The 17,667-nt window shown below is 71.7% G+C and carries 14 protein-coding genes; 7 read left to right on the forward strand and 7 right to left on the reverse strand.

The annotated features are described in order from the left end of the window. The first annotated feature begins 51 nt into the window (after positions 1–51). From DFJ66_RS03125 to DFJ66_RS03135, 3 genes are all read left to right on the forward strand, one after another. A complete protein-coding gene (locus DFJ66_RS03125) occupies positions 52–537 on the forward strand; it encodes a hypothetical protein (protein WP_121217737.1) in 486 nt (161 codons plus the stop codon). A 268-nt stretch (positions 538–805) separates the two neighbouring features. Further along, positions 806–3,091, forward strand: coding sequence for an ATP-binding cassette domain-containing protein (locus DFJ66_RS03130; RefSeq protein ID WP_121217739.1), 2,286 nt, complete (start codon positions 806–808; stop codon positions 3,089–3,091). Between the two features lie 17 nt (positions 3,092–3,108). Then, entirely contained in the window at positions 3,109–3,921 is an 813-nt protein-coding gene (locus DFJ66_RS03135; RefSeq protein WP_121217741.1) for a siderophore-interacting protein, read from the forward strand. A 46-nt stretch (positions 3,922–3,967) separates the two neighbouring features. On the opposite strand, the gene DFJ66_RS03140 is transcribed toward DFJ66_RS03135, so the two are convergent. Next, complete coding sequence (locus DFJ66_RS03140; protein ID WP_121217743.1) at positions 3,968–4,783, reverse strand: RNA ligase family protein; 816 nt, start codon at positions 4,781–4,783, stop codon at positions 3,968–3,970. Positions 4,784–5,066: 283 nt separating this feature from the next. Between DFJ66_RS03140 and DFJ66_RS43940 the strand changes: the two genes are divergently transcribed. The 3 genes from DFJ66_RS43940 (at position 5,067) to DFJ66_RS03155 (ending at position 9,004) form a co-directional block, all read left to right on the forward strand. Then, entirely contained in the window at positions 5,067–6,992 is a 1,926-nt protein-coding gene (locus DFJ66_RS43940; RefSeq protein WP_121217745.1) for a S8 family peptidase, read from the forward strand. A 51-nt stretch (positions 6,993–7,043) separates the two neighbouring features. After that, on the forward strand, positions 7,044–7,784 hold the full coding sequence (locus DFJ66_RS03150) for an IclR family transcriptional regulator (protein ID WP_121217747.1): 741 nt from the start codon (positions 7,044–7,046) through the stop codon (positions 7,782–7,784). 68 nt (positions 7,785–7,852) lie between these two features. Continuing rightward, positions 7,853–9,004, forward strand: a complete 1,152-nt coding sequence (locus DFJ66_RS03155) for a 4-hydroxybenzoate 3-monooxygenase (RefSeq protein ID WP_121230586.1) — start codon at positions 7,853–7,855, stop codon at positions 9,002–9,004. 4 nt (positions 9,005–9,008) lie between these two features. Here the strand turns inward: DFJ66_RS03155 and DFJ66_RS03160 are convergent, their stop codons facing one another. Further along, the gene (locus tag DFJ66_RS03160; RefSeq protein WP_121217749.1) at positions 9,009–9,665 is read right to left on the reverse strand and encodes a maleylpyruvate isomerase N-terminal domain-containing protein; all 657 of its coding nucleotides are present in this window, start codon (positions 9,663–9,665) and stop codon (positions 9,009–9,011) included. A 2-nt stretch (positions 9,666–9,667) separates the two neighbouring features. After that, positions 9,668–11,992, reverse strand: a complete 2,325-nt coding sequence (locus DFJ66_RS03165) for a PEP/pyruvate-binding domain-containing protein (protein WP_121217751.1) — start codon at positions 11,990–11,992, stop codon at positions 9,668–9,670. A 192-nt stretch (positions 11,993–12,184) separates the two neighbouring features. On the opposite strand from DFJ66_RS03165, the gene DFJ66_RS03170 reads away from it, so the two are divergent. Then, the gene (locus DFJ66_RS03170; protein ID WP_121217753.1) at positions 12,185–13,036 is read left to right on the forward strand and encodes an alpha/beta hydrolase family protein; all 852 of its coding nucleotides are present in this window, start codon (positions 12,185–12,187) and stop codon (positions 13,034–13,036) included. Between the two features lie 179 nt (positions 13,037–13,215). Here DFJ66_RS03170 and DFJ66_RS03175 read toward each other — a convergent pair whose 3' ends face one another. Genes DFJ66_RS03175 through DFJ66_RS03190 form a run of 4 tightly spaced genes read right to left on the reverse strand, consistent with a single transcriptional unit; the run spans position 13,216 to position 17,667 of the window. Beyond that, positions 13,216–13,776: a QsdR family transcriptional regulator gene (locus tag DFJ66_RS03175; protein WP_121217755.1), complete on the reverse strand. Its 561-nt coding sequence runs from the start codon at positions 13,774–13,776 to the stop codon at positions 13,216–13,218. Beyond that, complete coding sequence (locus tag DFJ66_RS03180; protein WP_121217757.1) at positions 13,773–15,059, reverse strand: MFS transporter; 1,287 nt, start codon at positions 15,057–15,059, stop codon at positions 13,773–13,775. Before DFJ66_RS03180 ends, DFJ66_RS03175 begins: the two co-directional genes overlap by 4 nt. Then, positions 15,056–16,000 (reverse strand): alpha/beta hydrolase, encoded by a 945-nt coding sequence (locus tag DFJ66_RS03185; RefSeq protein ID WP_121217759.1) that lies wholly within the window; start codon positions 15,998–16,000, stop codon positions 15,056–15,058. The genes DFJ66_RS03180 and DFJ66_RS03185 overlap by 4 nt, the downstream gene beginning before the upstream one ends. An 8-nt stretch (positions 16,001–16,008) precedes the next feature. Then, positions 16,009–17,667, reverse strand: a complete 1,659-nt coding sequence (locus DFJ66_RS03190; RefSeq protein ID WP_121217761.1) for a fatty acyl-AMP ligase — start codon at positions 17,665–17,667, stop codon at positions 16,009–16,011.

Genomic DNA, 17,667 nt, shown 5'->3' on the forward strand with positions numbered 1-17,667 from the left:
TCGAGCCCGACACACATGGCAGGTTCGGTAGTCGCACAGTATTCTCCGCCCGTGACCACCGCGTTGATCGGTGTGATGGGAGCCCTGGTCGGCACGATCGTCGGCTCACTGCTCACTCAGGCACTCCAGCGCCGCAACGCGGCGTACGCCCGCCTCCACGAGGCACGCCTGGAGGCGTACCAGGCCTTCACGGCGGCGGTCATGAACTTCCGCAAGGCATTGCTCGACCGGTGGTTCACCGAGCATGAACGCCGGTCCGACGCCGACAGCCAAGAGGTGTACGCCATGCGCAGTGCGGTCTGGGCGGCGTACTACCAGGTGATGCTCGTCGCCGGCGACCCGGAGATCGTCCGACGCGCGCAGCAGGCACGGGATGTGGCGTCGTCGCTGAAGGACACGACGACCAGGGCCGAACTGAACGAACGGGGCGACGCCTGCCGCGCCGCCGTAGGCGAGTTCGCCGTAGCCGCCAGGCACGAGTTGGCGCTGATCGGCTCGAAGAAGCGTCGGCGCACAGCGGAACTGCCCGCTGCTTGATCGCCGCGCCCGCGTGAGGACGTCCACGCCGGACCGGAACGCCACCGAGCCGCAGCAGCCACGACCTTCGAGGTGACACTCCCGGCGGTCCGACACCCGGGCCGCAACTCGCCCTCGTCGCCGACCACGGCCGACAGTCGCAGGCGGCGCCGGCACTGCCGATGGGACGACGCCTCCGACGGAAAGCGCCGCCAGTTGCGGTTCCTTACGGCGTAAACTACGCTGGCTCGGCACTTTACGGCATAAACAAACCAGGGGGAAGCAAGGCATGGCAACCGCCGCCGACAGCCCGGCCGACAGCGCAGCCGACAGCCACGACGTCATCCAGGTCCGAGGCGCCCGCGAGAACAACCTCAAGAACGTCAGCGTCGACATCCCCAAACGCCGCCTCACCGTCTTCACCGGCGTCTCCGGCTCCGGCAAGAGCAGCCTCGTCTTCGGCACCATCGCCGCCGAGTCGCAGCGCCTGATCAACGAGACCTACACCGCGTTCATCCAGTCCTTCATGGCCCCCGTCGGCCGCCCCGACGTCGACGCCCTGCGCAACCTCAGCGCCGCCATCGTGGTCGACCAAGAGCGCATGGGCGCCAACTCCCGCTCCACCGTCGGCACCGCCACCGACGCCCACACCATGCTGCGCATCCTGTTCAGCCGCCTCGGCCAACCACACGTGGGCACCTCCGGCGCGTTCAGCTTCAACCTCCCCGAGGGCATGTGCCCCGAATGCGAAGGCCTCGGCCGCGTCTCCACCATCGACGTCGACCGGCTCGTCGACCGCACCAAATCCCTCAACGACGGCGCCATCACCATCCCCGGCTACTCCGCCGACGGCTGGCTCGTCCAGACCTACGCCCAGTCCGGCTTCTTCGACCCCGACCTCCCCCTCGACCAGTACACCGACCAGCAGTGGCACGACCTCCTGCACAAGGAGAACACCAAGGTCAAGATCGGCAAGACCAACGTCACCTACGAAGGCCTCCTCCCCCGCGTCCAACGGTCCTTCCTCACCAAGGACCGCGAGAACATGCAACCCCACATCCGCGCCTTCGTCGACCGAGCCGTCACCTTCACCGAGTGCCCCGAGTGCCACGGCACCCGCCTCAACGCCGCCGCCCTCTCCTCCAAGATCAACGGCCTGAACATCGCCGACTGCGCCGCCCTCCAGATCAGCGACCTCGCCGACTGGGTCACCAAGATCGACGACGAGTCCGTCCGCCCCATGGTCACCACCCTCGCCGAAACCCTCGACTCCCTGGTCGAGATCGGCCTGGGCTACCTCAGCCTCGACCGCCCCGCCGCCACCCTCTCCGGCGGCGAGGCCCAACGCGTCAAGATGGTCCGCCACCTCGGCTCCGCCCTCACCGACGTCACCTACGTCTTCGACGAACCCACCATCGGCCTGCACCCCCACGACATCCAACGCATGAACGACCTCCTCCTGCGCCTCAAGGACAAGGGCAACACCGTCCTGGTCGTCGAGCACAAACCCGAAACCATCAAGATCGCCGACCACGTCGTCGACCTCGGCCCCGGCGCGGGCGTCCACGGCGGCCACATCACCTACACCGGCACCGTCGAAGGACTCCGCGCCTCCGACACCCTCACCGGCCGCCACCTCGACCACCGCGCCCGCCTGCGCCCGGACCCCCGCACCCCACGCGGCCACCTGTCCATCACCGGCGCAACCCTGCACAACCTCAAGGACGTCGACGTCGACATCCCCCTCGGCGTCCTCACCGTCGTCACCGGCGTCGCAGGCTCCGGCAAATCCAGCCTCATCCACGGCCACCTCGCCAACCGCGACGACGTCGTCACCGTCGACCAATCCCCCATCCGCGGCAGCCGCCGCAGCAACCCCGCCACCTACACCGGACTCCTCGACCCCATCCGCACCGCCTTCGCCAAGGCCAACGGCGTCAAACCCGCCCTCTTCAGCGCCAACTCCGAAGGCGCCTGCCCCCAGTGCAAGGGCATCGGCCTCGTCTACACCGACCTCGCCATGATGGCCGGCGTCGCCTCCACCTGCGAAGAGTGCGAAGGCAAGCGGTTCACCCCCGCCGTCCTCGAGCACAAACTGCGCGGCAAGGACATCAGCCAAGTCCTCGCCATGTCCGTCACCGAAGCCCGCGACTTCTTCACCGAAAAAGCCGCCGCCACCATCCTCGCCCGCCTGGTCGACGTCGGCCTGGGCTACCTCTCCCTCGGCCAACCCCTCACCACCCTGTCCGGCGGCGAACGCCAACGCCTCAAACTCGCCATCCACATGGCCGAGAAAGCCGCCACCTACGTCCTCGACGAACCCACCACCGGCCTCCACCTCGCCGACGTCGACCAACTCCTCGGCCTGCTCGACCGGCTCGTCGACGACGGCGGCACCGTCATCGTCATCGAGCACCACCAAGCCGTCATGGCCCACGCCGACTGGATCATCGACCTCGGCCCCGGCGCCGGCCACGACGGCGGCCGAATCGTGTTCACCGGCACCCCCACCGACCTCGTCACCCACGGCGACACCCTCACCGCCCACCACCTGCGCGCCTACGTCGGCCGCTGACCACCCGGGACCACGCCATGCCACTCCTGCACGTCACCGCCGTCGCCCCGGTCACCCCGCACGTCACCCGCGTGCGCTTCACCGGCGACGGCCTCGACCACCTCCCCACCTGGCCCGACCAGCAACTCAAACTGCTCTTCCCCCGCGACGGCCACCCCGTCCCCGACCTGCCCGCCGACCGCGGCGACAAGTACGGCATGGGCTGGTACCAGGCCTACCAAGCCATCCCCGAACCCGAACGCCCCTGGCTGCGCAGCTACACCGTCCGCGCCCACCACCCCGACACCCACGAGATCGACATCGACTTCGTCCTGCACGACCACCCCGGCCCCGCCACCCGGTGGGCACTCCACGCCAAGCCCGGCGACACCCTCGGCCGCTACGGACCGTCCAAGGTCTACCACCGTCCCCTGGGCAAGGCGGACTGGTACCTCTTCGCCGGCGACGAAACCGCCACCCCCGCCATCGCCACCCTCCTGGCCGCCCTACCAGCGGACACCCCGACCCTCACCTACGTCGAAGCCCGCGACGCCACCGAAGAACAGCCGCTGCCGAACGTCCACTGGATCCACCGCGGCGACACCCCACCCGGCCACGGCACCGGACTGCTCGACGCCATCCGCACCGCGGACCTCCCACCCGGCAAGGGCTACGCGTGGCTCGGCGGCGAGGCGAGCGCGGTCCGCGCCCTGCGCCGCCACCTCACCGAAGAACGCGGCTTCGACAAGCGGGCCATCGACTTCACCGGCTACTGGCGACTCGCCCTCACCCAGGACGACTCCCCCACCGACGAAGACCTCGCCGACGCCCAGGAACGCGTCGCCTTCTGACCGACGAACGGGTGTGGCCGACTCCCCGAGCCGGCCACACCCCGTATCAGGACGCCAACTTCGGGAAGTCCTTGCGCTTGATCTTCGCCCGCCGCCCGTCCGGGTGGTGGAACACGATCCCCTCCGCCAGGTTCCCCGGCGAGTACCGACTCTCCAAAGCGGACAGGAACTCCCGCAGCTCCTCGTACCCGCGCGGCACGTCCTCGTAGACCGGCGCGGTCGTGTTGAACGGCACGCACAAGTGGGTGTCCAGGCCCAACGGGTTGCCCTGGATGCGCGGACCCAGCGCCTCGCACGAGTGCTCGCCGTCCGGCCAACCCGACACCTCGGTGCCGTGCGCCGCCGCCAGGATCCACTTGTCCTCCGCCGAGTCGGCAGAGGTGTCGACGTACCACCCGTCCACGATGCCCAGCGCCTTCTGCTCCTTGCCCGGGTTGCGCCGCTTCTCCACGCGCACCAGGTGACCGGACCGCACGGTCAGCCGCACGTTGGTCCCGTCGAGCTTCTCGGTGCCCACGCCCTCACCCGCGAACACCCACGCGCACTCGGGCTTGGGCCGGTCGGTCACCCGGAACCGGTCGTCGCGCTCGAACAGCGTCGGGATCTTCTCCACGACTGGTCCCCCTCTCGTTCGTCCACTGAGCAACAACTGGTGGCTGACGACCCCGGTGGACAACCCGTCCGCCAGGCGCCGGACGAGGTCGGCCACCGGCACGTCCGCGTCGGCCGCGGCGTGCTTGAGCGCCCGCTTCTCCTCCGGCGAGACCCACGCGACGAGCCGGGACCACCCCTCGGGCGGTGTCCAGCGCGCCAACCGGTCCGGGTCCTTGCGTGGTCTCCCTCGTCCCCTGCCGTCTGCCACGCCGGAACGGTAGCGATCTTGTGCAAGTTGGCACAACAGATATTCGAGGATTAACTTTAGTCAACACTGAAGTCATCAGGTACATGGAACTGACTGGAACGGTGATCGCTCCGGGCGTTCGGGAACCCGCACGCACCTGCCACGGTCGGCCGATTGTCGCCCCGCCCCACCTGCTCTAACGTTGCCGATCACGTCCGCGCGAACGTGTAGAGAACTCCGCTCTCCGGCCGGCCCACCGCCGCAACGGGCCATCCGCCGGATCCTGCATGAGGGAGACCCTGCCATGCGCGGAAATCGAACACCCCTGCTCGCATTGTCCACGGCCGCGGTGACGGCGCTCGCGTTGGCCGGCACGGCCACGCCCGCCGCGGCGGCCGAAGGCGAGATCCTCGGCGCGGACAACCCGCGTGCGATCAAGGGCAGCTACATCGTCGTCTTCAACGACCTGTCCACCCAGAGCGTCGACGCGCTCACCACCGACCTGAGCGCCAAGTACTCCGCCAAGGTCGACTTCACCTACCGCCACGCGCTGAGAGGCTTCGCCGGCACCCTGACCGAGCGCGCCGCCCGCCGCCTGGCCGCCGACCCGGCCGTGGCCTACGTCCAGCAGAACGGGACCGTCGAGGCGCTGGACACCCAGACCAACCCGCCGTCCTGGGGCCTGGACCGCATCGACCAGCAGAACCTGCCGCTGGACAACAGCTACACCTACCCCACCACGGCGTCGAACGTCACCGCGTACATCATCGACACCGGCATCCGCACCACCCACCAGGACTTCGGCGGTCGCGCCACCTGGGGCACCAACACCGTCGACAGCAACAACACCGACTGCAACGGCCACGGCACCCACGTCGCCGGCACGGTCGGCGGCTCCTCCTACGGCGTGGCGAAGGGCGTCAAGCTGGTCGCGGTGAAGGTGTTGAACTGCCAGGGTTCCGGCTCGTTCGCCGGGGTCGCGGCGGGCATCGACTGGGTCACCGGCAACCACACCTCCGGCCCGGCCGTGGCCAACATGAGCCTCGGCGCCCAGGGCAGCGACGCCACCACCGAGAACGCGGTGCGCAACGCCATCGCCGACGGCGTCACCTTCGCCATCGCGTCCGGCAACTCCAACGCCGACGCCTGCAACTTCACGCCGGCGCGGGTCGCCGAGGCGGTCACCGTCAACGCCTCGGACAACGCCGACGCACGCGCCTCCTTCTCCAACTACGGCACGTGCACCGACATCTTCGCGCCGGGCGTCAACATCACCTCCGCGTGGATGACCAACGACACCGCCACCAACACCATCTCCGGCACGTCGATGGCCACCCCGCACGTGGCCGGCGGCGCGGCGCTGCTGCTGGGCGTGACGCCGACCCTGACCCCCGCCCAGGTGCAGAGCCAACTGATCGCGAACTCCACCCCCAACAAGATCACCAACCCGGGCACCGGCTCGCCCAACCGCCTGCTGTACGTCAACACCGGCGGCTCCGTGCCCGGCAACCCGACGGTCACCAACCCGGGTAACCAGACCGGCACCGTCGGCACCGCGACCAGCCTCCAGCTCAAGGCCACCGGCGGCACCCCCGGCTACACGTGGAGCGCCACCGGCCTGCCGCCCGGCCTGTCGCTCAACGCCTCGACCGGCCTGATCTCCGGCACGCCCACCACCGCCGGCTCCTACACGGTGACCGCCACCGCCACCGACGCGGCGGGCAAGACCGGCAGCACCACGTTCGGCTGGACGATCAACCCGCCCGGCGGCTCGTGCACCAGCCCCGGCCAGAAGCTGGTCAACCCCGGCTTCGAGTCCGGCACCGCCGGCTGGACCAACGCCACCTGGACCATCGGCCCGTGGACCGGCACCGGCGCACCCCGCTCGGGCACCCAGTCCTCCTGGATCAGCGGCTACGGCTACACGCAGACCGAGACGCTGCAGCAGGTCGTCACCATCCCGGCCGGCTGCACGAACTCGACCCTGTCGCTGTACCTGAAGATCAGCACCACGGAGTACGAGCCCGCGGTGTTCGACACCTTCACCATCAAGGCCAACGGCACCACCCTGGCCACCTACACCAACCTCAACCCGTCCGGGTACGCGCTGCGCACGTTCAGCCTGGGCGCGTACGCGGGCCAGTCGGTGACGCTGACGTTCACCGGCGCGGAGGACTGGTCGTACGAGACGTCCTTCGTCCTGGACGACCTCTCCGTCACCGCAGCCTGACGTGAAACCTGCGGGGGTTCGCTTCCGGACCCCCGCAGGTAGCGTGGCGACATGGCGGGACGGTCGTCTGGAAGAGGCGTGCTGGAGAAGGCGCTGGGCGTGCTCGACGCCTTCGAGGGCCGCCCGGACGGGCTGCGCCTGGCCGACCTCGCCCGGCACAGCGGCCTCCCGGTGACCACCGTGCGAAGGCTCGCCACCGACCTGGTCCGACGTGAAGTCCTCGAACGACTCCCCGACCGCCGGTACGTGGTCGGCCGCCGGCTGTGGCAACTCGGCTTGCTCGCCAGAGTGCAGGGCGGGCTGCGGGACGTGGCGCTGCCCTTCCTCCAAGACCTCTACGAGGCCACGCGTGAGAACGTGCACCTGGCCGTCCGCGACGGCGAGCACGCGCTCTACCTGGAACGCCTGCACGGCCGGACCTCCGTGCCGCTGGTCAGCCGGGCGGGCGGACGGCTCCCGCTGCACGCCACCGGCGTCGGCAAGGTGCTGCTGGCCCACGCGCCCGAGGACGTGGTGGCGTCCGTGGTGGCGCACGCCGAGAAGGTCACCCCGTACACCATCACCGAGCCCGGCCGGCTGCTGCGCGACCTGGCCGAGGTCCGGCGGCGCGGGTACGCGCGGACCGTGCAGGAAATGACGCTGGGGACGTGCTCGGTCGCGGTGCCCGTATTCGACGCCTCCGGGGCCGTGGTCGCGTCGATCGGCCTGGTCATGGCCACCCGCCGCGACCCGGCCCGACACCTCGCCGCACTGCGGGTCGCCGCCGCCGGGATCGCCCGCAACCGCCGCTGACGCGAAACGGCCACTGAGTGGACGTTTCGGCTTCCGCGCGGGTCGCCGGGTCCACGACGCTCGACGACATGCGCACCCAGGTCGCCATCGTCGGAGCCGGTCCCGCCGGCCTGCTGTTGTCCCACCTGCTCTCGCTGCGGGGCGTGGAGTCGGTGGTCGTGGAGAACCGGTCCCGTGCCTACGTCGAGGCCCGCATCCGGGCGGGCGTGCTGGAGCAGGACACCGTGGACCTGCTGATCGACTCGGGGCTGGGTGACCGGCTCAAGTCGGTGGGGCTGCGGCACGACGGCGTGCACCTCCAGTGGCCCGGTGAGCGCCACCGCATCGACTTCCGGGCGCTGACCGGCCGGTCGGTGTGGGTCTACGGGCAGACCGAGGTGGTCAAGGACCTGCTCGCCGTGCGCGGGGACGCCGTCCACTTCGAAGTCTCCGAGACCACCCTGCACGACCTCGAGACCGAGCCTTCCGTGTCCTTCGTGGACGCCGACGGCCGGCGGCAGGTGGTCGAGGCGGAGTTCGTCGTCGGCGCGGACGGCTTCCACGGCGTCAGCCGCCCGAACGTCCCGAACCTGCGCACCTGGGAGCGCGACTACCCGTACGGGTGGCTGGGGATCCTGGCCGAGGTGCCGCCGTCCACCGACGAGCTGATCTACGCGTGGCACCCGCGCGGGTTCGCCATGCACAGCATGCGCTCCCCCAGCCTGAGCCGCCTCTACCTCCAGGTGGACCGGGACGAGGACGTGGCGGACTGGTCGGACGACCGGATCTGGACCGAGCTGAGCACCCGGCTGGCCCTGGACGGCTGGACCCTGCGCACCGGCCCGATCGTCGACAAGGGCATCACGCCGATGCGCTCGTTCGTCAGCGCGCCCATGCGTCACGGCCGGTTGTTCCTGGTCGGCGACGCCGCGCACATCGTGCCGCCGACCGGTGCGAAGGGCCTCAACCTGGCGGTGGCGGACGTGGCCCTGCTGTCCCGCGCCCTGATCGCGTTCTTCGCCGAGGGCCGGACCGACCTGATGGACACCTACGGGGACCGGGCGTTGCGCCGGGTGTGGCGGTGCACGCACTTCTCCTGGTGGATGACGTCGATGCTGCACGTCACCGGGGACGACATGGACCGGGAGCTCCAGCTGTCCCAGCTGCGGTACGTGTGCTCCTCCCCCGCCGCCGCGACCAGTCTGGCCGAGAACTACGTGGGACTGCCCCACGAGCTGTGATCCCTCACCCGAGGACGAAGGGCAGTTCTCGGGCCAAGTCACCCAGCGCGGTGCGTTCGGCGGCGGTGGGTTCGCGTCGGCCGGTGGCGATGAGCAGGGTGTCGGTGTCGGAGAAGGTGTCCGGGAAAGGGGTTCCGGCGATCTTGTCGATCATCTCGCGGGTGCGCGCCAGGCCTTCGGCGGGCGGGCCGTCGACACCGGTGAGGTGGGCGACCAGGTCGAGGTGGTGCAGGGTCCACTCCAGGACGTAGGCGTCGAGGTAGTCGCCGGCGGTCAGGACCTGGTCCTGGGTGCTCACGCGGCGGGTGCGGTCGGCCAGGTCCGCCGCGCGGCCGGCGGCGGAGCCGACGTCGTCCAGGTGGAACTTCAGCAGTGCCGGGTCCTGGTAGGCGGCGGCCAGGCGGACGATCAGGGCGTCCAGGGGGTCGTCGCCGGTGGGCGGGGTGTGGCTCACCTGCCAGTAGGTGACGGCGTCGCGGGTCGGTTCGGCGTCGGCCGGGGTCACCAGGGTGATCAGGACGTCCTGGGCGTCGACGACCAGGTGGCACACCAGGTCCCGGACCAGCCAGCCGCGGCAGCCGGACGGGCGCGCGAAGTCCTCGTCGGCCAGGCCCGCCACCGCCTGGCGCAGGGCCGTCCACGAGTGTGCGAAGAGATCCACACTCACAACCGTGTCACGGTCCCCCTTCCGCCGTCCACGCGGATCCGGTCGCCGGTCTTGATGCGGGTGGTGGCGTTGCCGCAGCCCACGACGGCCGGGATGCCCAGTTCCCGGGCCACGATCGCGGCGTGGGACAGGGGCGCGCCCACGTCGGTGACCACGGCCGCCGCGCGCGGGAACAGCGGGGTCCAGCCGATGTTGGTCACGGTGGTCACCAGGACTTCGCCCGGTTCCAGGGCCGCGCCCTCCTCCACCGAGCCGATCACCCGGGCCACGCCCTCGGCCACGCCCGCCGCGCCGGGGAACCCGGTGACCACGCCGGCCGGGCCCGTCGCGCCCGGGAAGCCGGTGACCGGGGCGGGGCGGGAGCCGGTCGCGTCGTAGAGGTCCGGGCGGCGGTCGGGGTCGGCCGCCCACGGCTCGGGGTCGAACGCGCCCCGGATCAGCGTCGGGTACGGCGGCAGGGCGCGGTAACGGTCGTAGGCCGCGCGGCGGGCGGGGATCGTCGCGAGCGGGCGGGTGTCGCCGGCCAGCACGTCCAGGATCTCCTGGTAGGACAGCATGAAGGTGTCCGCGCCGGTCAGCTCGCCCGCGCGGACGACGAACGCCCGCAGCACCGCGAAACCACGCACCATCTCCGACCGGGCCCGTTCCCGCCCGCGGGTGGCTTCCGCCAGCACGTCCAGCTTGCGGCGGATGCGCTCGGCCTGACGCGGGTGGGCGGTGGTCAGGCGTCGCCAGGCCGCGTCGCGGGCGTCGGCCTGCTTGCGCAGCAGTTCTTCCGGGTCGGGGCCGGCCAGGGCGAGTTGGCGGTCCAGCCACGCCGGGTCCTCGGCCGGTCGGGGCACGGAGACCTCGTACTCGTCGGCGCAGCGGTGTCCCCACAGCCGGGTGTAGGTCTCGCGGTCGATCTCGCCGCGTCGCAGGCGGGCCAGGCCGAGCAGCGGGCCGAGGCTGGCCAGGTCGCCGGCCGTGCCGTGGGCACCGGTCATCAGGGCCGTGGTGTCGGCCTCGCCGACCAGCGCGTACAGGCGTCGGCGGAGCTTGGCGTCGTCCATGAACACCGAGCCCGCGCCGGCGTCGTAGATGCGGATGTCGTCGCGCAGGAAAGAGTCCACTTCGGACGTCCACAATGCACTAAGCTCGGCTGGTGACGATGTCCGGGCGATTCGTTCGCGCAGGTCGTCGGCACGCGCGGGTGCGTTGGAGAGCAGTTCGCCGATGCGCCGCCGGTATTCGCGGTTCTGCCGCAGGAACGGGACGAGGGCGCCGAGCGCGGCGCGCAGCGCGGCCCAGCGGGACAGCGGGAGGCGCGGGACCTGGACGTCGTCGGGGATGCGGCCGAGGGTGTGCTCGGCCAGCCGCCGCACGAGCCCGGTCAGGCCCAGCGCCGACGCCGCCCCGAAGACCACGCTCAGGTTGAGGTAGAACCGGCCGCCGATGTTCCCGGTCGTCGGGATGCCGCCGACCGGTGGCCGGGCCAGGACCTGCGCGAACGACCAGGTGGCGGGCGTCATCACGCTCGGCACGGCCTCGCCGAGGTTCACGCACGTCCACAGGAAGTCGCCGGTCAGGCTGTCGTTCCACACCTCGGCCAGCGCCGTGACGGGCCGCGCCTGGAGGATCGCGACCCGACCGCCGTGGACAGCCCACTCCACGTCCACCGGCACCCCGAACAGCTCCTGGACGCGCGCCCCCAGCGCGGCCAGCTCCAGCACTTGGGCCTGGTCGAGCACCGTGCCGGTCGCGGACTTCACCACTCCCCCGGCCACGACGTACTCGTCCGGCGTGACCTCGCCGCCCACCAGCGCCTCCCCCAGGCCGGGCGCGGCGTTGACCACCGTCTCGTCCCGCGCGCCCGTGACCGGGTTGGCGGTGAACAGCACGCCGGCGGCGTCGGCGGGCACCATCTCCTGCACCACCACGCCCATCGCCGCGTCGGTGACGCCGTTGCGCTCGCGGTACTCCACGGCCCGCTCGGTGAACAGCGACGCCCAGCACCTCCGGACCGCGTCCAGCACGTCCTCGCCGCGCACGCCGAGCACGGTGTCGTGCTGGCCCGCGAACGACAGGTCCGGCAGGTCCTCGGCGGTGGCCGACGACCGCACCGCGACCGGTCCGTCCGGCAACGCGGCCCGGATCTGCTCGGCGACCTCCTCCGGCACCTCCCCCGCTCGACCGGCCAGCCGGAACGCGTCCGTGGTCACGTGGAAACCGGCCGGCACCGGCAGCCCCGCCCGGACCAGGCGGGCCAGCGACGCCCCCTTGCCGCCGACGGTGGCCAGGTCCGCCGCCGGGTCGTCCAGCGGCAACACGAATCTCCCCATGCCCCCGATGGTGGCACGCCCGTCTCCGGCGTGTTGTCGCTTCCACGAACAATCCCGCGCAAGCTATTCGCCTAAAAATACAAACAATTCCCCTTTCTTCGGCAGGATTTTCCACGCTAAGCTGCGGTCCGACCGCGCGGTCTCCCCTTTTTCCCTTCCCGCAGAAGGAAGTACGACGACGTGCGATCTTCCATGAGAAAAATCGCGGCCGGGTTGACCGCCGCGGCCCTGGTCGGCGTGGCGGTACCCGCGACCGCCGCCGGAAACCCCTACGAACGCGGTCCCGCGCCCACCAAGCAGAGCGTGGAAGCACCGCAGGGCCCGTTCGCCACCGCGACCGCCGCGGTGTCCGCCGCGCAGGCCGGTGGGAAGTTCGGCGGCGGCACGATCTACTACCCGACCAGCACCGCCGAGGGCACGTTCGGCGCGGTCGCGATCTCGCCCGGGTTCCTCGGCACGCAAGGCACCATCGCGTGGTTCGGGCCGAGGCTGGCCTCGCAGGGTTTCGTGGTGATCACCATCGACACCAACGCCGTGTTCGACCTGCCCGACGCCCGCGGCGACGAACTGCTGGCCGCCCTGGACTACCTGACCACGTCCAGCGCGGTGAAGGACCGGATCGACCCCGCGCGCCTGGCGGTCATGGGCCACTCGATGGGCGGCGGCGGCACCCTGGAAGCCGCCAAGGACCGGCCGACGTTGCAAGCCGCGATCCCGCTGGCGGGCTGGGACCTGAACACGAACTTCTCCGGCAACCAGGTGCCCACGCTGGTCGTGGGCGCGCAGAGCGACTTCATCGCCCCGGTCGGCCAGCACTCCGAGCCGTTCTACACCAGCCTGCCCGCGACCCTGGACAAGGCCTACCTGGAGATCCGCAACGCCGACCACTTCGTGGTGAACTTCCCGAACACGACGATCGCGAAGTACTCGATCGCGTGGCTGAAGCGCTTCGTGGACGACGACACCCGCTACGACCAGTTCCTGTGCCCGGCCCCGATCCCGGACGCGACGATCTCGGAGTACCGCGACACCTGCCCCCACTGACCTGTCCCCCACTGACACCGGCCCGCACCGACCGCCCGGCGCGAACCGACACCGGCCCGCACCGCCCCACCGCTTCCCTCGCCGTCACGCGGGGGATCGTCGGTCCCCCGTGGGACGATGGAAGCGGGGGCCGGAGGCCGGCCGGAGCGAGGCGTCGGGAGTCGGCCCGGGGCGGTCTGTCAGCGCAGGAGCAGGCGCAGGACCGCCTCCGCGTGGGCCGCCTCGGGTTCGCGGCCGGTGATCAGGTTGAGGTAGGCGTAGGACTCGATGATCCGGACGATGATGTACGCGACCTCGTCCAGGTCCGCCGGCAGCGCCAGCAGCCCGGCCGCCGTCTCCTCCTCCAGCACCCGCCGGAACCAGCGGATCAGGCGCGGCTGGAACGCCCGGTCGTGCCGGGTCAGCAGGCGCATCGCCAGCTCCCCCTCGTGCGCGAGCCAGTACGCCATGCCGGGGTTGCCGATCACGACCTCCAGGAAGCCGACCGCCAGCCGCACCACCCGCTCGGCGCCGTGGTCGCGCGGCGGGGCGTCCAGCTCGGTCAGGTTGAACTCCGCCAGCGACCACGTCACCTCGACCAGCAGCCGTTCGCGCGAGCCGACCCACCGGTAGAGGGTGACCCGGCTGATGTCGAGCCGTTCGGCCAGCAGCCCCATGTCGACGCGCTGCCGCTTGAGGAACGTCCGTTTGGCCTCGCGCAGGGCGTCGGCCGAGGTAGGTCTCGGGGGCAGGACGGTCATGGCCGCACACGGGTCCGCGGAGCGTCCACGACCAGCGTCGACGCGAGTGCCACGGCCACCACGCCCGCCGCCACCAGCAACGCGGGCACCAGCCCGCCGGTGTAGGCCAGTCCGATCAGGGTGACACCCAACGCGCCCGCCAATTCCCGGCTCGCCGTGATCGACGCCGACGCCACGCCCGCAAGCCGCTCCTCGACCGCCTCCAACGCGGCCGTGGTGAGCGGCGTGGTCAACGCGGACCCGAACCCGACGACCACCAGGCACGCCACCAGCAACGGCAGGTCGGCGAACACCATCACCACCATCCCCGCGCCCACCGCGGCCAGCCCGACAGCGGCCGTCCGCCACGGGCCGACACGCGCGACCAGGAGCGGCGCGGCCGGAGCGCCGGCGATCACGGCCAGGGCGGCGGGAACGAAGAGCAGACCCGTGTCGAGCGGGGTGAGGTCGGGCTGGAGGTGCAGGGGCAGCACGAACAGCACACCGCTGACCGCCAGCCCCCACAACGCCTGCGCGGCCGTGCCACCGAGAAAAGCCCTGACTGCCAACGCGCGCGGGAACAGCGGGTGAGCCGCGGTGCGTTCGACGTGGACCACCAGCAGGCAGACCGCGCCGGACAACGCGACCATCGCCGGCAGCGGTCCCGCACCCAGGACGGTCGCGGTCACGACGAACACGGCGGCGGTCAACGCGAGCGTGGACCGCACGGGCAGCGGAGTCGGCCGCGGCCTCTCCGGGGAGAGGCATGCCCGCGCGATCACCGCGGCGGCGACGCAGCCGGGCACGTTGCCCAGGAAGATCCACCGCCAGTGCGCGGCTTCGCTGAGCAGGCCGCCCAACGCGGGTCCGACGGCCAGGGCCACGGCCAACGCCCCCGTCCACGCCACGATCCCGACCCGGCGGTGAGCGGCGTCCAAGTGCGTGCGCAGCACGGCCAGACCGGTGGGCACGACCGCAGCCGCCGCCGCGCCCTGCGCCGCCCGCCACAACGCCAGCGACACGCCGGACCCGGCCGTGCCGCACCCCAGGGAGGCGATCCCGAACCCCAGCAGGCCCACCAGCAGGACCCGCCGCACCCCGTACCGGTCGCCCACCGCGCCCGCCGCGACCATCAGGCTCGCGAAGACCAGCATGTAGGCCACCACGACCCATTGCAGGCCGGTGGTGGTCAGGCCCAGGTCACGGCCGATGGTCGGCAGCGCCACCATCAGGATGCTGTTGTCCAGCGCCGTGACGAAGCCCGCGAAGCAGGCGACGAGCACGACCGGCAGCGGCCGGGTCATCCGAGCGCGGCCATGAGCATGGGCCAGGACGCCCGCAGTTCGCGCTGCCAGTACTTCCACGAGTGCGTGCCGCCGCCGTAGGCGTTGACGGTGATCGGGATGCCCAGCGCCTGGACGCGGTTGACGAAGTCCGGCGCGGTGGTGCCGACGATCGTCTCCCACGGGTCGAACGCCCAGCCGGTGTCCAGCGCGCCCGGGAAACCGTTGCCGTAGCTGAGGTACAGGGCGGTGCCGCGCAGTTTCGGGGCGAGTTCGCGGGGGTTGTGGGCGGCCCAGACCTGCGGGGTGACCGACTCGCGGCCCCACGGCCCGTACGGGTCGAGGCCTTCGCGCAGGACGGTCGTGTAGACGAACTGCGGCACGCCGAGGAACTGGGTGGACAGCAGCCCGCTGTAGGAGGCGGCGGCCCGGAACATGCCGGGGTGCTTGGCGGCGTAGCCGAACGCGCCCGTGCCGCCCGCGCTCAGGCCGGCGACGGCGCGCTGGGTGCCGCCGCGGAAGTTGCGCTCCACGAGCTGGAGCAGCTCGCTGGTGTGGAAGGTCTCCCACTTGGGCGTGCCGCCGCGACCGTTGTTGTACCAGTCGGTGTACCAGCCGGACCGGCCGCCGTCGGGCATCACGACCAGCACGTCGCTGTCGGCGGCGACCTGTTCGACGTCGGTCTCACGGGACCAGGAGGTGTAGTCGTCACCGACGCCCTGGAGCAGGTAGACGACCGGCCAACTGCGAGCGGCGGTGGACGACCAGCCGCGCGGCACCAGGATGCGGGCCTTGACGTGCGTGCCGATCGCGGGCGAGTCGATGGTGATGTCGGTGGTGCGGTCGTCCAGCCAGGTCTGGTCGACGATGCGCGCGCCGTCGTCGGCGGTGGTGCTCGCGGCGTGAGCGGGGAGGGCGACGAGGAAGGCGGCGGACAGCGCGAGGACGAGGACTCGGTGCATCGGTTCTCCTACGACACGGGGAGTTCTGCGGCGAGGTAGCGGTCCCGGCACGCGGCGCGGGACAGCTTCCCGCTGGAGGTGCGGGGCACCGAGCCCGGTTCGACCACCAGCACGTCGTGCACGCGGACGTCGTGGTGGGCGGACACGGCGGCGCGAACGCGGCGGCGGACCTGCTCGACGTCGACCCGCGGGACCTGCGGAGCGCGTTCGGCGACGACGACCAGCGCTTCGCCGGTGTCGCCGGGGACGCTGAAGGCCGCCACGTGACCGCGCCGGATCGCCGGGTCGGCGCGCTCGGCGACTGCTTCGACGTCCTGCGGGTAGTGGTTGCGGCCGTCGATGACGATCAGGTCCTTGATCCGGCCGACCACGTACAGCTCGCCGTCGTGCCGGACGCCCAGGTCGCCGGTGCGCAGCCACGGGCGCGGGTCGCCGGGCAGGGTCGCGCCGAACACGCCGGTGGTCGGGGCCCAGTAGCCGGGGGCGACGTTCTCGCCGTGCACCCAGATCTCGCCGACCCGGCCGTCCGGGCACTCGACGTCGTCGGCGACGACCTTGACCTCCTGCTCGACCGCCTGGCCGCAGGCGACCAGGGTGGTCGCGCGGTCGGGGTCGTCCTGGACCTCCGCGCGCCCCTCGGCCAGGGCCTTGCGGTCGAACGGCGTGGTGGTCGGCGGGCCGGTGGCGGCGGTGACGAACACGGTCGCCTCGGCCAGGCCGTAGCTCGGGCGTTGGGCGTCTTCGCGGAGCCCGCACGGGCCGAACGCGGCTTGGAAGCGGGCGATCGTCGTGGCGTGGACGGGTTCGCTGCCGTTGATGAGGGCGGCCACGCCGGACAGGTCCAGGCGGGCGCGGTCGTCCTCGGTGGTGCGGCGGACGCACAGGTCGTAGGCGAAGTTCGGGGCGGCGCTGATGGCGTTGGGCTTGCCGTGCAAGGCCTCCAGCCAGCGGGCGGGGCGGTAGAGGAAGGCGAGCGGGTCCAGCAGGGTGGCCTCGACGCCGGTGAGCAGGGCGACGCCGAGGCCGAGCACGAGGCCCATGTCGTGGAACAGCGGCAGCCAGCTGACCGGGGACGCGGGTGCGTCGCGCAGGCCGTAGGCGGTGAGGGCTTGGCGGACGTTGACCTGGAAGTTCCGGTCGGTGACCACCACGCCGGCCGGGGTGCGCGTGGAGCCGGAGGTGTACTGGAGGTAGGCGGGGCCGTGGCCCGGGGTGGGTGGTTCGTCGCCGGGTCCGACGTCCTGGACGACGATCGTGTGCAGACCGGTGTGCTGCGGCTGTGTGTCGGTCATGGCCGCGGTGGGCGCGCAGTCGCGGACGATGCCGTCGAGCCGGTCGCGGTGGCCCGCGCCGGTGAGCGGGAACAGCGGGACGGCCAGGACGTCGGCGTACAGGCAGGCCACGAACGCGACCGCGTAGTCGATGCCCTGCGGCAGCAGGATCAGCACCCGGTCCTTCGGGGCGCACCGGCGACGCAGGTGGGCGGCCAGGCCGCGGGCACGGCGGTCCAGCCGGGACCACGTGATGCGCACCGGCCGCCCGGCCGGATCGGCGTCGTGGTCGAGGAAGGTGAAGGCCGTGTCGTCGGGCCGTTGCGAGGCCCAGCGCCGCACGGCGTCGGCGACCGGGCCGGCGGTGGTGGCGTGACCCGGCGCGGTGACCGTCAT

The organism is Saccharothrix variisporea, assembly GCF_003634995.1.
GTDB classification, from domain to species: Bacteria; Actinomycetota; Actinomycetes; order Mycobacteriales; family Pseudonocardiaceae; genus Actinosynnema; species Actinosynnema variisporeum.